Source organism: Cohnella kolymensis (genome assembly GCF_000829465.1).
Classification (GTDB): Bacteria; Bacillota; Bacilli; order Paenibacillales; family Paenibacillaceae; genus Cohnella; species Cohnella kolymensis.
Map to the genome: position 1 here is coordinate 1 of NZ_JXAL01000011.1, position 12,948 is coordinate 12,948.

The 12,948-nt window shown below is 51.4% G+C and carries 17 protein-coding genes, 1 rRNA gene and 2 pseudogenes; 18 read left to right on the plus strand and 2 right to left on the minus strand.

The window, feature by feature from the left end; translation table 11 throughout:
- From SD71_RS08215 to SD71_RS08280, 14 genes and pseudogenes are all read left to right on the plus strand, one after another.
- A pseudogene (locus SD71_RS08215) lies at nt 1-203 on the plus strand (hypothetical protein); the annotation flags it as partial.
- A gap of 2 nt (nt 204-205) precedes the next feature.
- Nucleotides 206-421, plus strand: a complete 216-nt coding sequence (gene infA, locus SD71_RS08220; RefSeq protein WP_035121186.1) for a translation initiation factor IF-1 — start codon at nt 206-208, stop codon at nt 419-421.
- 136 nt (nt 422-557) lie between these two features.
- Complete coding sequence (gene rpmJ, locus SD71_RS08225) at nt 558-671, plus strand: 50S ribosomal protein L36 (RefSeq protein ID WP_003333770.1); 114 nt, start codon at nt 558-560, stop codon at nt 669-671.
- A 20-nt stretch (nt 672-691) separates the two neighbouring features.
- Nucleotides 692-1,060 carry a 30S ribosomal protein S13 gene (rpsM, locus tag SD71_RS08230; protein WP_041061967.1) on the plus strand — a complete coding sequence of 123 codons (369 nt, stop codon included), beginning with the start codon at nt 692-694 and terminating at the stop codon, nt 1,058-1,060.
- 18 nt (nt 1,061-1,078) lie between these two features.
- Nucleotides 1,079-1,477: a 30S ribosomal protein S11 gene (rpsK, locus tag SD71_RS08235; protein WP_041061968.1), complete on the plus strand. Its 399-nt coding sequence runs from the start codon at nt 1,079-1,081 to the stop codon at nt 1,475-1,477.
- A gap of 176 nt (nt 1,478-1,653) precedes the next feature.
- Nucleotides 1,654-2,598, plus strand: coding sequence for a DNA-directed RNA polymerase subunit alpha (locus SD71_RS08240; protein ID WP_041061970.1), 945 nt, complete (start codon nt 1,654-1,656; stop codon nt 2,596-2,598).
- 46 nt (nt 2,599-2,644) lie between these two features.
- A pseudogene (rplQ, locus tag SD71_RS08245) lies at nt 2,645-3,011 on the plus strand (50S ribosomal protein L17).
- A gap of 87 nt (nt 3,012-3,098) precedes the next feature.
- Nucleotides 3,099-3,917, plus strand: coding sequence for a tRNA pseudouridine(38-40) synthase TruA (truA, locus tag SD71_RS08250; protein ID WP_041061971.1), 819 nt, complete (start codon nt 3,099-3,101; stop codon nt 3,915-3,917).
- Between the two features lie 224 nt (nt 3,918-4,141).
- The gene (gene rplM / locus SD71_RS08255; protein ID WP_041061973.1) at nt 4,142-4,579 is read left to right on the plus strand and encodes a 50S ribosomal protein L13; all 438 of its coding nucleotides are present in this window, start codon (nt 4,142-4,144) and stop codon (nt 4,577-4,579) included.
- 20 nt (nt 4,580-4,599) lie between these two features.
- The gene (rpsI, locus tag SD71_RS08260) at nt 4,600-4,992 is read left to right on the plus strand and encodes a 30S ribosomal protein S9 (RefSeq protein ID WP_041061975.1); all 393 of its coding nucleotides are present in this window, start codon (nt 4,600-4,602) and stop codon (nt 4,990-4,992) included.
- 171 nt (nt 4,993-5,163) lie between these two features.
- A complete protein-coding gene (locus SD71_RS08265; RefSeq protein WP_041061977.1) occupies nt 5,164-5,856 on the plus strand; it encodes a phosphoadenylyl-sulfate reductase in 693 nt (230 codons plus the stop codon).
- Nucleotides 5,857-5,895: 39 nt separating this feature from the next.
- Nucleotides 5,896-7,074 carry a sulfate adenylyltransferase gene (gene sat / locus SD71_RS08270; RefSeq protein WP_041061978.1) on the plus strand — a complete coding sequence of 393 codons (1,179 nt, stop codon included), beginning with the start codon at nt 5,896-5,898 and terminating at the stop codon, nt 7,072-7,074.
- A gap of 143 nt (nt 7,075-7,217) precedes the next feature.
- Nucleotides 7,218-7,916: an N-acetylmuramoyl-L-alanine amidase CwlD gene (gene cwlD / locus SD71_RS08275; protein WP_407637531.1), complete on the plus strand. Its 699-nt coding sequence runs from the start codon at nt 7,218-7,220 to the stop codon at nt 7,914-7,916.
- A 51-nt stretch (nt 7,917-7,967) separates the two neighbouring features.
- On the plus strand, nt 7,968-9,095 hold the full coding sequence (locus SD71_RS08280; RefSeq protein WP_041061980.1) for a P-loop NTPase: 1,128 nt from the start codon (nt 7,968-7,970) through the stop codon (nt 9,093-9,095).
- Here SD71_RS08280 and gerD read toward each other — a convergent pair.
- Nucleotides 8,987-9,802, minus strand: a complete 816-nt coding sequence (gene gerD / locus SD71_RS22975; protein WP_152619388.1) for a spore germination lipoprotein GerD — start codon at nt 9,800-9,802, stop codon at nt 8,987-8,989. The genes SD71_RS08280 and gerD overlap by 109 nt on opposite strands.
- 137 nt (nt 9,803-9,939) lie before the next feature.
- Here gerD and SD71_RS08285 point away from each other — a divergent pair, with 137 nt between their 5' ends.
- On the plus strand, nt 9,940-10,542 hold the full coding sequence (locus tag SD71_RS08285; RefSeq protein WP_041061981.1) for a KinB-signaling pathway activation protein: 603 nt from the start codon (nt 9,940-9,942) through the stop codon (nt 10,540-10,542).
- Here the strand turns inward: SD71_RS08285 and pdaB are convergent.
- Nucleotides 10,539-11,339, minus strand: coding sequence for a polysaccharide deacetylase family sporulation protein PdaB (gene pdaB / locus SD71_RS08290; protein ID WP_041061982.1), 801 nt, complete (start codon nt 11,337-11,339; stop codon nt 10,539-10,541). The genes SD71_RS08285 and pdaB overlap by 4 nt on opposite strands.
- 135 nt (nt 11,340-11,474) lie before the next feature.
- Between pdaB and SD71_RS08295 the strand changes: the two genes are divergently transcribed.
- The 3 genes from SD71_RS08295 to SD71_RS08305 all read left to right on the plus strand — a co-directional run.
- A complete protein-coding gene (locus tag SD71_RS08295; protein WP_041061983.1) occupies nt 11,475-12,083 on the plus strand; it encodes a stage II sporulation protein M in 609 nt (202 codons plus the stop codon).
- A 126-nt stretch (nt 12,084-12,209) separates the two neighbouring features.
- Complete coding sequence (locus SD71_RS08300) at nt 12,210-12,431, plus strand: hypothetical protein (protein WP_041061984.1); 222 nt, start codon at nt 12,210-12,212, stop codon at nt 12,429-12,431.
- 312 nt (nt 12,432-12,743) lie between these two features.
- Nucleotides 12,744-12,948, plus strand: a 16S ribosomal RNA gene (locus SD71_RS08305); the annotation flags it as partial.

Here is a 12,948-nt window from a genome sequence, read left to right on the forward strand (position 1 = left end):
TGAGCGATTCGCGCTCGTGGCTGACGGCGACAAACGCCGCTTCGATCGGCCCAAACGCAAAAAACGTGCTGCATCTCGAGCCGCTCGGGATCCGAAGCGAAGAAGTCGCGAATAGCCTTCGCGATACCGGACGCGTGACTAACGCGAAGCTCCGGTACGCCATCGGACAAATCGAAGCGCATGCTGAAGAGAAAGGAGAATGACGGTGGCCAAAGAGGACGTAATAGAGGTAGAAGGAACGGTTATCGAACCGCTGCCGAATGCGATGTTCAAGGTAGAACTCGAGAACGGACATCAGATTCTGGCGCATGTCTCCGGCAAGCTTCGGATGCATTTCATCCGAATTCTGACAGGAGACAAAGTGGTTATCCAATTGTCGCCATATGATTTGACGCGGGGCCGCATCACCTACCGCAAATAAGTTCGTCCGGTCTACCGAGTGCGTGTTGATCGAACGGCGGCCCATAGTTTTGTAAGTTCGATCACACCATTGTGCCGACCGAACTGCGATGTCAGAGACGCGCATGTTCGCTCGCACTATTAAGGAGGGTATTATCATGAAGGTGAGACCTTCGGTCAAGCCGATTTGCGAGAAATGCAAAGTCATTCGCCGCAAAGGCAACGTGATGGTTATCTGCGAAAATCCGAAACACAAACAAAAACAAGGCTAATAACAAGGAGGTGCTCCTAGATGGCTCGTATAGCTGGTGTTGACCTTCCCCGTGAGAAACGTGTGGAAATCGCCCTGACGTACATCTTCGGGATCGGCAAATCTACTTCCCAGAAGATACTTGCTACGACAGGTATCAACCCTGACACGCGCGTTCGCGATCTGACCGAAGATGAGTTAGCTCGTCTTCGTGAATCGATCGATAAAGCGCAAAAGGTCGAGGGTGACCTGAGACGTGAAATTGCTCTTAACATCAAACGGTTGATTGAAATCGGCTCTTATCGTGGGCTCCGTCATCGCCGTGGCTTGCCGGTTCGCGGACAACGTTCCAAAACGAACGCGCGTACCCGCAAAGGTCCTCGTCGTACGGTAGCGAACAAGAAGAAGTAATAAGGGGGGATAACAAGCATGGCACAAAAAGGCAAGAAAGTCGTACGCACCAAGCGTCGTGACCGGAAAAACATTGACACGGGTGTGGCTCATATCCGTTCGACGTTTAACAATACCATCGTGACCATTACGGATCCTCATGGCAACGCGGTTTCTTGGGCTAGCTCCGGCAACCTTGGCTTTAAAGGCTCCCGTAAAAGCACGCCTTTCGCAGCCCAAATGGCAGCGGAATCCGCAGCCCGCGCTGCGATGGATCATGGTATGCGTCTCGTTGAAGTCATGGTTAAAGGTCCTGGCGCAGGCCGCGAAGCTGCGATCCGTTCGCTGCAAGCCGCTGGTCTTGAAGTCAGCATGATCAAAGACGTGACTCCAATTCCGCATAACGGATGCCGTCCTCCGAAGCGCCGTCGCGTGTAACAAACGTTGCAGTGTGGTATCAAACAAGAACAACTTGTGAATAATGGTTGTAACGGTTAGGCATACTACATGGTTTACCCTATTAACATTTTGCATGATAAAATGAAGGCTGAAACCATTTTGGCTTGGGTAAACAATCGGCAACGTCAGCGGACGTTTTGAAGGAGGTATTGGTTGTGATAGTAATCGAGAAGCCGAAAATCGATTCGGTGGAAATTCAAGATGATAAGAGATACGGACGTTTTGTCGTAGAACCGCTCGAACGGGGTTACGGCATGACCCTGGGTAACTCTCTGCGCCGTATTCTGCTGTCGTCCTTGCCGGGCGCTGCAGTCGTATCGGTTCAGATCGATGGCGTGCTTCACGAGTTCTCCACGATTCCCGGCGTCATTGAGGATGTGACGGAAATTATCCTCAACCTCAAACGCCTGTCGCTGAAGATTCACTCCGACGAAGAGAAAGTGCTTGAGATAGACGCAGAAGGTGACGGCGTTGTGACTGCCGGCGATATCCGCGCCGACAGTGACGTGGAGATTCTTAATCCGGATCTGCACATCGCTACGCTGGCTTCAGGTGCGCGCCTTCATATGCGCATCTTTGCTAGACAGGGACGCGGCTATGTCGCGGCGGAGCGCAACAAGAAGGATGAGCAGCCGATTGGAGTTATTCCGATCGATTCCATCTATACGCCAATTACCCGAGTTAACTATCAAGTAGAAAACACCCGTGTGGGCCAGGTCACTAACTATGACAAGCTCACGCTCGAAGTTTGGACCGACGGCTCCATCAGACCGGAAGAAGCGGTTAGTCTCGGCGCGAAGATCCTCACGGATCACCTGTCGTTGTTTGTTGGACTGACTGATGAAGCCAAAGATACGGAAACGATGAAGGAAAAGGAAGAAGACAAGAAAGAGAAAGTGCTTGAGATGACTATCGAAGAGCTTGATCTTTCCGTCCGTTCCTACAATTGCCTGAAACGTGCCGGAATCAATACCGTTCAAGAGCTGATTACGAAATCGGAAGAAGACATGATGAAGGTTCGCAACTTGGGCCGCAAGTCTTTGGAAGAAGTGCAGGAAAAGCTTGAAGAACTGGGTCTGGGCCTTCGTTTCGAGGACTAACGCCCGTTAATGTTTTAAAGCATCAAGTGATAAGGGAGGGAAAAAGATGGCCTATCAAAAACTGAGTCGCGACTCAAGCTCGCGGAAAGCACTTTTCCGTGACTTGGTAACCGACCTGTTCCTGTATGAGCGTATCCAAACGACCGAAGCGAAAGCGAAGGAAGTTCGCTCCATTGCCGAGAAGCTGATTACTCTCGCCAAGCGTGGCGACCTGCATGCACGTCGTCAGGTAGCAGCATTTGTGCGTCGGGAAAGCCTTGACGGCGAGCAACGAACGCCATCCAAAACTGTTCTCCGAGTTGGCGCCGCGTTACATTGACGCCCGGGTGGATATACTCGCATTCTGAAGCCTGGGTCCCCGCCGCGGCGACTCCGCTCCGATGGTGTATCTCGAACTCGTAGATCGCGCATAAGAACGGAGCAAAGAAGGATGGCCCGAATCACGCATTCGGATCATCCTTTTTTTGTGGCACTTCGGCAGGGTAAGGAGGGATGAAGTTTTGCGGAATATCGGTCTCATCGTCAGCTACGACGGAACCGGCTATCAGGGGTTTCAGACCCAGCCCGGCGGCAACACGATCCAAAACAAGCTCGAAGAAGCGATCTATCTGTTGTCGGGAGAATCTGTGCGTCTGATCGGATCGGGCCGCACGGATGCCGGCGTTCATGCGAGAGGCCAAGTCGTGAACTTCCATACGTCCTCCAGCATCCCTGCTGAGCGCTGGGAACGTGCTCTTAATGCAAGACTGCCGGATGATATCGTTGTGCAATCCGCTTTCCCAGCGCCGCTGGAATTTCACTCGCGGCGCTGGGCGGTTCGCAAAACCTATCGGTACTCGATCAATTGCAACCGCAATCCCGATTTATTTAGACGGCACTATCAATTTCATCATCATACGCCGCTGAATTTTGAAGCGATGCGCAGCGGGCTCGGTCATCTGCTCGGTGAACATGATTTTTCTTCATTTACATCACCGCAGTCAACGAAGCCGAGCCATATCAGAACGATCATAGACGCCAAACTCGTGGTAGAGGATAACGCTGAAGCTTTTCCCGAGAAACCGGTGCTGCAAGCGTGGGACACCAAACAATATCCCGGCCGGCAGCGCGGCATCGTGCATTTGTATATTACCGGGAACGGTTTTCTGTATAACATGGTCAGGATTATCACGGGGACTCTGATCCAAGTCGGTGAGGGGAAACGTTCCCCTGACGATATGGGGATCATCCTGGCCGCCAAGGATCGTTCGAAAGCCGGTCCTACAGCCGTTCCGCACGGTCTGACTTTGTGGGAAGTGGAGTATGAACCGTTCAACTGACGAATACGCATAAAATCAGGCGTTGCGAATATTTTTAGTTGCTTATCCGCCCGGTTTGATGTACAATAAATTTTGTGCTTTCTACACGGCTTCCCACGGCCCCAGTGAAGAAATGTCACACTGACAGATCGCATTACAGCTTTTTAAACCACACTTGACAATGAAATTGACGGTAATGACGTACCACATACAAGCAGGGCAGTACAACCCGAAGGAGGATATTCATGCGTATCACTTACATGGCAAAGCCGCTCGAAGTTGAGCGCAAGTGGCATTTGATCGATGCCGAAGGCAAAACCCTCGGCCGTCTGGCCAGCGAAGTTGCTGCTTTGATCCGCGGCAAACACAAACCGGAATTCACCCCACATATCGATACAGGTGATTTCGTTGTCGTCATCAATGCAGACAAGATCGTTCTGACAGGCAAGAAAATGCAGCAAAAGAAATACTACACTCACTCCCACTATCCAGGCGGTCTTAAAACTAGAACTGCAGCTGAGATGTTGGACAAGAGACCTGAGCGGATCATTGAGTTGGCTGTTTACGGTATGCTGCCTCACAACAAGCTGGGACATCAGCTTCGCGGTAAGTTGAAAGTATATGCCGGTGCAGAACATCCACACCAAGCACAACAACCTGAAGTTTACGAACTTCGCGGTTAATCGAAAGGGAGGACTTACGAATGGCTCAAGCGCAATATATCGGAACGGGTCGCCGCAAGCACTCCGTTGCGCGGGTTCGTCTCGTGCCGGGTGAAGGCCGCATCCAGATCAACAAACGTGATATCAACGAATATTTCGGCCTTGAAACGCTGAAATTGATCGTTAAACAACCGCTTAACCTGACTGAAACCAATAACAAATATGATATTGTGATCCTTACTCACGGAGGCGGAATGTCCGGTCAAGCCGGTGCCATTCGCCACGGGATCTCCCGCGCTCTGCTGAAAGCAGATCCTGAACTTCGCGGATCTCTGAAGAAAGCCGGATTCCTGACTCGTGATCCACGTATGAAAGAACGGAAGAAATACGGCTTGAAAGCGGCTCGCCGCGCGCCTCAATTCTCCAAACGTTAATCTTGTGCAAAGTGCCTTTCCCCCATTTTTACAATGGGCGGAAGGGCATTTTTTTATGCTTTGGAATACGATAAGGAAGTGCTAACAAGTATTGCTCATAATCACCATTAGGCGTATAATAGACTAAATTCATATGTACTTACTAGGAATTAAAGATGGAGGTCAATAATCATGAACCTGATTGAAAAAGAAACCCTCATCCACCGGAAAGCTGAGGAATTCGAGAACGCCTCGCCCCAGGAGGTCATCGCGTGGGCCGTTCAAACCTTCCCGAATATAACATTCGCCTGCAGCTTCGGAGCTGAAGATGTAGTGCTTGTCGATATGCTGCAAAAGATCAGTCCATCTTCGGATATTTTCTACCTCGATACGGACTTTCATTTTAAAGAAACGTATGAGACCCGTGATCGAATGGAAGAGAAGTACAATCTGAAGTTCGTGCAGGTGAAGCCGAAGCTCACTCCGGAGGAGCAGGCTGCTGAGCACGGAGAAGCGTTGTGGAAAAGCGAGCCGAACGCTTGCTGCAATATCCGTAAGGTAGAGCCGTTAACCCGCATTCTATCGCAATATGACGCATGGATTACCGGTATCCGCCGCGATCAGGCGCCGACACGGGCTAATGCCAAGAAGGTCGAGTACGACACCAAATTCGGATTGGTGAAGTTTAACCCGCTGGCAGCATGGACATCGGAGCAGGTGTGGGATTATATCCGCGACAACGATATCATCTATAATCCTCTTCACGATCGTAACTACCCAAGCATCGGCTGCGAGCACTGCACAAAGCAGGTTATGCCGGGTGAAGATCCTCGGGCGGGACGCTGGGCAGGCAATGAGAAAACGGAATGCGGTTTGCATAAATAAATCAAACAAGAAGAATAAGCAGAAGGAGTTACTGAAACGATGAGCGCAATTCAGCCGCATGGCGGAAAGTTAATCAACCGGTTAGCCGAAGGGCGGGAGCGGCAAGAGCTGCTGTCACGCGCGGCCGGACTCGCTTCAATCCAGGTGAATAACTGGACGATTTCAGATCTCGATCTGATTGGGGTAGGGGCATTCAGCCCGTTGACGGGTTTCATGAACGAATCGGATTATTTGTCCGTCGTCAATACGATGCGTTTGGCGGACGGCACCATCTGGAGTATTCCAATCACCCTTACCGTTACTTCGGATCAAGCGGCGAAGTTGTCGATCGGTCAAGAAGCGGCTTTGGTGGGTGAGTCCGACGGCATCCTATACGGCGTGATTGAAATAGAGAGCATCTACACAGTGGATAAACGCCATGAAGCGTTGCAAGTATTCAAAACAGATGATATGGAACATCCGGGTGTCGTGAAGCTGTTTGATCGCCCGGACACTTATGTGGGCGGCTCTATCCGTGTACTTAATCGTCCGAAGCCGGAGAAGTTCAACGAATTTTATTTCGATCCTGCAGACACGCGCCGAATCTTTGCCGAGAAAGGCTGGCGCACAGTTGTCGGGTTCCAGACACGCAACCCGGTGCACCGGGCTCATGAATATATTCAAAAAGCGGCAATGGAAATCGTTGACGGACTTTTCCTGAATCCGTTAGTGGGAGAAACGAAATCTGACGATGTGCCTGCAGATGTGCGCATGAAAAGCTATGTCGCGCTTCTTGAGAACTACTATCCGGAAGATCGGGTATTCTTGGGTGTGTTCCCGGCAGCCATGCGTTATGCAGGACCGCGGGAAGCTATATTCCACGCGATGGTCCGTAAAAATTACGGCTGCAGCCATTTCATCGTCGGCCGTGATCACGCAGGGGTAGGCGATTATTACGGCACTTACGAGGCGCAGGAGCTTCTGAAGTCTTTCCCTGTGGAAGAGCTGGGTATCATGCCGCTTTATTTTGAACACAGCTTCTTCTGCACGAAATGCGGTAACATGGCTTCCAGCAAAACATGTCCGCACGGCAAAGAAGATCATATGACCTTGTCGGGCACGAAAGTCCGGGCCTTGCTGCGTGACGGGATTTGCCCGCCGCCGGAGTTCTCCCGTCCTGAAGTGGCGAAGATCCTGATTGAAGGTATGGCGGAAGCTAGCAAGACTTACGCGATCTAAACATAAATATCCATCTTGTCCCATATGATGTAGGGAACTTTCCCGGGACGGGGTGGATTTTATTGTTTAACGGATATGGTTCTCGAGTGTGGAACGCGATCAAGAGGCGGACCCGATTAGTCGTATGGATGAGCCGCCGGGGGATGCTCCGCGTAGGTATTGTGTCCTGCCTGATCCTGTTGACATTGGTCATATTCCTGAGTGAAATGCCTTCTGCGCGCACTTGGACGCACTGGACTGTGCCGCTTGCGGGCAAGATCATTGCGCTGGACGCCGGACATGGCGGCGCCGATGGCGGTGCGGTCAGCCGGGAAGGAGTCATTGAAAAGGATTTGAACCTGGCGATCGTCCTTTATTTAAGGGATTATCTGCAACAGGCCGGGGCATTGGTGCTTTTGACGCGTGAAGGAGATTACGATTTAGCCTCGCCCGATACGAGGGGTTATTCCCGCCGGAAGACGGAGGATCTGCTGCAAAGGGCGGATCGGGTTCGGGACCGGAAACCGGATCTGACCATCAGCATACATATGAACAGCATTCCGTCTCCGCTCTGGTCGGGCGCCCAGACCTTTTACCATCCTCAGAATCCTGAAAGCAAACGGCTGGCTTCGATCATCCAACGGGAGTTTCGAGAAATGCTCGGCAACACGACCCGGGTCGCCAAAAAAGCGGAGACGGTGTATTTGCTGAAGACGCTGGAGATGCCGACGGCTTTAATCGAAGTCGGTTTCTTGTCTCATCCGGAAGAGGCCAGATTGCTGGCGGACGAGAAATACCAGCGCAAGGTTGCAACTGCGATCTACCGGGGCATCCTCCGTTACGGGTCAGGTGAAAAGGAATAAAGCTGTGTTATAATAAGTAAATGTTGTAAAAGCATACGGGGGTTGATTCGATTGGTAACCAGAGAAGCAGTAATCGATGCGCTTCGGTTCGTAATGGAGCCGACCTTAAGGCAAAGCACCGTGGGTTTGGGTTTGATACGTGACGTTGTGGTGCGGGATTCCTCAGTTTCTTTGACGGTGGTACTGCACCCGGATAGTATGGACAAGCAGGCGGAACTGCAGCAGCAAATCGCCGACAAGCTGTCCAAGATCGTGGAAGGGGAGCCTCATTTGAGGTTTCGTCCAATGACGGAGCACGAGAAAGCCGATACGTTATCCAAGATGCAGCCGCCGACGGCAGCCAAGCCATCCGCGCCTGCGCCCGGGCAGCAATCAGCAGCGGTGAAGGGCCATGCCGCAGGGCTCGAGCATAACCATCTGCTTAATCCGGAGAACGGCGTTCACTTTATTGCGGTGGCGAGCGGCAAGGGCGGAGTCGGCAAATCGACGGTCACGGTAAATTTGGCTGTTGCTTTGGCCAGACAAGGCAAGCGCGTCGGTCTGATCGACAGCGATATATACGGGTTCAGTGTACCTGATATGATGGGGATCGAGGAACGGCCCGAGCAGGTGGGGGAGAAAATCAAGCCCATTGAACGCTTTGGCGTCAAGGTTATGTCCATGGGTTTCTTCGTGGAAGACAACAGCCCGGTCGTATGGCGGGGGCCGATGTTAGGAAAGATGCTCCGCAATTTCTTCATGGAGATCGACTGGGGCAAGCTTGACTATTTACTGCTGGATTTACCGCCCGGAACCGGCGATGTGGCGCTTGACGTGCATCAGATGATTCCTCACAGCAAAGAAATCATCGTCACCACGCCGCATGCCACAGCCGCGTTTGTAGCGGCTCGCGCGGGTTCTATGGCGCTGCGCACCAATCACGAGATCATCGGTGTCGTGGAGAATATGGCGTACTATGAAGCTAAGGATGGAAGCCGTGATTACGTCTTCGGGCGTGGGGGCGGCGCGCGGCTGGCGGAAACATTGCACACGAAGCTGCTGGCGCAATTCCCGCTGGGCGCACCGGACAATCATCCGGCTGAGGCGGATTTCTCGCCTTCCGTATACAAGGCGGATTCGCCGTCGGGCAAAGAGTACATGGCTCTCGCGCAAAGCGTCATTGACCACTGCGAGCAATAGCTTAAGCAAACACAAAAACCGGCGTAAGCCGGTTTTTTGTTGTTTGCCTCAACTGCCACCGGAAGATTCCCCGCCGCCGGCCGCAGGTCCACCGCCGCCTGAGCCCCCGCCGCCCCCCTTGCCCTTGGCGGGCTTAGGCTGAGCTCCTCTTTAACGGCAGCCTGCAGCATCTTCATCATTTCCAGCTTAAACAGCGGATTCTGGATGGATTCATTCACAGAGTTATTGATGACTGTCCGAACGCTCATGGTCTTGATGGAATCGGAAAGTATTTTTTGCATCTCCGGTCCTTTAAACATGTCGGTCATGTCTTTCTGATAACTGGGGTCCTTCATCAGGTCCTTGTGGATTTGTTTATTGTCTTTGCTCACAGCCTTGGCAAATTCACCGGCGAACTTGGGGTCAGTCATTATTCCGCTTAAAATTGACGAATATTCCGGAGAGGTCAGCACATCCTTAACCGCCATCCTGATACGCAGTTGATCCTGCGGATTCATGCTTTGCGCCCGCAAAGTCGTTTCACCTGATGAGGTGGCCTTTTCCACCGCTTTCTGCCCATCCTCGGAACCGAGAATGTCGATGACCATCGATTTAACTTCTTTATAACTCAGTTCTCCGCCGCCATCGCCCCCGGATTGGGGGGAGCATGAAACCAGAGTTAAGCTCATGCCCAAGATGGCGCCATACAACGGCAACCGATAACGCATACCGACACCTTCTCCCTCTATAAGCAGTTATGGCTGTAGTATGTGAAGGTAAACGGACGGCTATGATGGGATGTTCATGGCTTTTTCACTGGTTCGTGGTAAAATGGAGGGTGGACGATTGGAGGAGGAATTTCGCGTTGAATTTGCGTAAATGGATGAAATTATTCGGTACGACCATTCTAATAGGTGCTTTAGCGGCAGCTGTTACCGGACTCTGCCTGCTGGTTGCGGATCCCGAATTTCGTGTTATTAAAGCTGACGGTTGGTTGTATAACATTGTCATGATGGGGCTCAGCGGACTTACTTTCGGCGCTTTTGCGCATATGGGATTTTTCGCGTACCTGATGTTGAACTACATTGCCCGCAGCATTTTCAAGCGTCCTTATTTGTGGGTTGCTCTGCAAGGCTTTATCGCGGTTTTCGTATTAGCTGAAATTGCCTACTGGACGTACGGCACCAATTTTCCCAGCAATACTTATTGGGCTGTGCCGCTGTTATTGCTTGTTTTATCTCTGATCGTAGCTTGGCGAAAAGTAAATGAAACGACGTCCGGCGCCTGGATCCCTACCCTGTTCTTCATGGTGGCTGTTACGGTCGTGGAGGCGATTCCTACATTCCGGACGGGCAACATTTCATCTCTTATTTTTCAAATGGCGCCTTTGTTTGTGTGCAATGCTTACCAAATCATGCAGCTTCACCGTATTCTAGACAGGGCCGGGACGCTGAAGTCGGCCGCTTAACGAGCAGGGGATGCCATCTCGTTCCATGCGGAACGATCTTCGACGGTTTTCCCTTTGGTCTCTGTCTGATTGATCAGCTGCGACACGGTGACGAACTCATAGCCTTGCCCGCGAAGCTGGTCGATGATATCGGGGAGTGCCAGGTGTGTCTGTTTACAGGAGTCGCTCGCATGCAGCAATATGATATCGCCGGTATGCGCTTTGTCGACCACTCTGCGGACAATGGTATCCACTCCGGGGTTTTTCCAATCCAACGAATCGGTGTCCCATTGAATGACCTTGTAATTCAAGTCTGCCGCAACGCGCAATACCCGTTTATCGAAATCCCCGTTCGGCATGCGGATCAGCTTCGGACTGCTTCCCGTCATCTCGCTTAGTATTCCGTGGGCGGTCGTAATTTGTCTCCGTATCTCTTCTTCGCTGTACTGGCTGTAATTGTCGTGCCTGTGCCCGTGGCTGCCGATTTCATAACCGGAGTCTACGATTTTCTTGACAATTTCCGGGTGGGTCTTGCTCCAAGGTGAAGAGAGGAAGAAGGTAACGTTGTCCACTTTTTTGTTTTTCAGAATTTCGAGAATCGGCTCCGCGCGTTTGTCGCCCCAACTGATATCGAACGTCAACGCCACGACTTTCCGGTCCGTGGGAACGCTGTAGATGGCGGCCGGCGGGTGAGCGGCAAAGACGCTTATATTGTCCTTTTCAACCCAAATGACCGCAACAGACAGGATGGCGGCTACTGTGAGGAAAAAGAACTTTTTAATGCGCCGTCCGTTTAATACTAAAAAATAGTTATTCATGCGGAATGATCGGCTCCTTTCAAAGGTAGATTGGACGTTACTTAGAAATCAGCCTCGGGCTTGGCTATTATCAAATGTATGCTTGACCCATGCAGTTATTCATCCTGTCAGAGTGCAGCGAATGGAGGATCAGCAATGTTTACGCGCAAAGGGTATTTACAGTCGTGGAAAGAAGTGCGGCCGTATTTCATTATGTCGATCATGCTTTTTTTCGCAGGTCTTCTCGTCGGGGGCTCCCCCGGGGCACCGGCCGAATGGCTTGCGCAGCAGTTGAAGGGCTTGGCACAATTGTCCAACATCGCCCATAAATCGGACTCGCCGGAGCTAGTCATGTTCTTTATCATTTTCCTTAATAACTTTCTGAAGGCTGTTCTTGCCATGGTGTTAGGCGCGGCGGTCGGGTTGTTTCCCGTCTATATGCTGGTCGCTAATGGGATGGTTATCGGATTTCTATTAGGAGAAATCGCTGATCGAGGCGAGAACGTGTGGCTGATCGTCTTAAAAGGATTGCTGCCCCACGGCATCTTGGAATTGTCCGCGATCTTTCTGGCGTGCGCATTCGGCGTGCGTTTCGGTGTAACCCTGCTGCAGGGCATCGCGGGTTCCGTGTTCGGCAAAGACCGGGCATGGCATCCGTTCGTGCGCACGGCTATCGGATCTGTACCGGCGCTGATCCTGGTTTTCACACTGCTTCTTGCGGCAGCTGTAGTGGAAAGTACGGTAACCTACTGGCTAATGAGTTAAAAGTTAGAGTTTTCCTCCAAAATGGTCATAAAGGCGGCGACAATAGAGCATAACAGTAAAACATGCCGCAGAATTCCTTTTCGGTATTTTCGGCAATGCCGCTTTTGCACAGGAGGATTGCATTCCATGCTGGGTATGATGTTCACGGATAAAGAGTGCAAGGAGCTCGATTATTTGCTGCGTAAGGAAATGGATGAAATGCTTCTCGATATGGCTGACCGGCGTTTGGATCGCCCGGTGAAAGAAGCGATCTCCAAACGCTACAGGATTATCTTTCGTATGTACGCCCGAATCGCGCCGCCCAGAGAGCTGTCGCGTTATGCGCTCGGCTTAAAATCACAGCATTAAAAAGCATGGATAAAAAAGCTTGACCCGGGCAATGCGAATATGTTAAATTATCATTCGTCCCTCTTTACGGGAGACATCGCAGTTCTAGCAGCGACAACGGCAATGAAGGATGAAAGAAATTGCCAGTTGCTTTTGCCTGGTAGGCTGTGATATATTATAAAAGTCGCCGTTAGCGCGGTGATGAGATATTCAAGCAGTAACATTGTTCTTTGAAAACTGAACATCGAGCGTAATACGGTTCCTGTCGTCCTTTGGGACGATAGACAACGATTTACTTTTTTAAGTCAGCATTTTGAGCCTTCATGGCTCTCTATTATGGAGAGTTTGATCCTGGCTCAGGACGAACGCTGGCGGCGTGCCTAATACATGCAAGTCGAGCGGAGTTGATGAGAAGCTTGCTTCTCTGATGCTTAGCGGCGGACGGGTGAGTAACACGTAGGCAACCTGCCCACAAGATCGGGATAACATTCGGAAACGAATGCTAAGACCGGATAAACAGTCCTCTCGCATGGGAGGG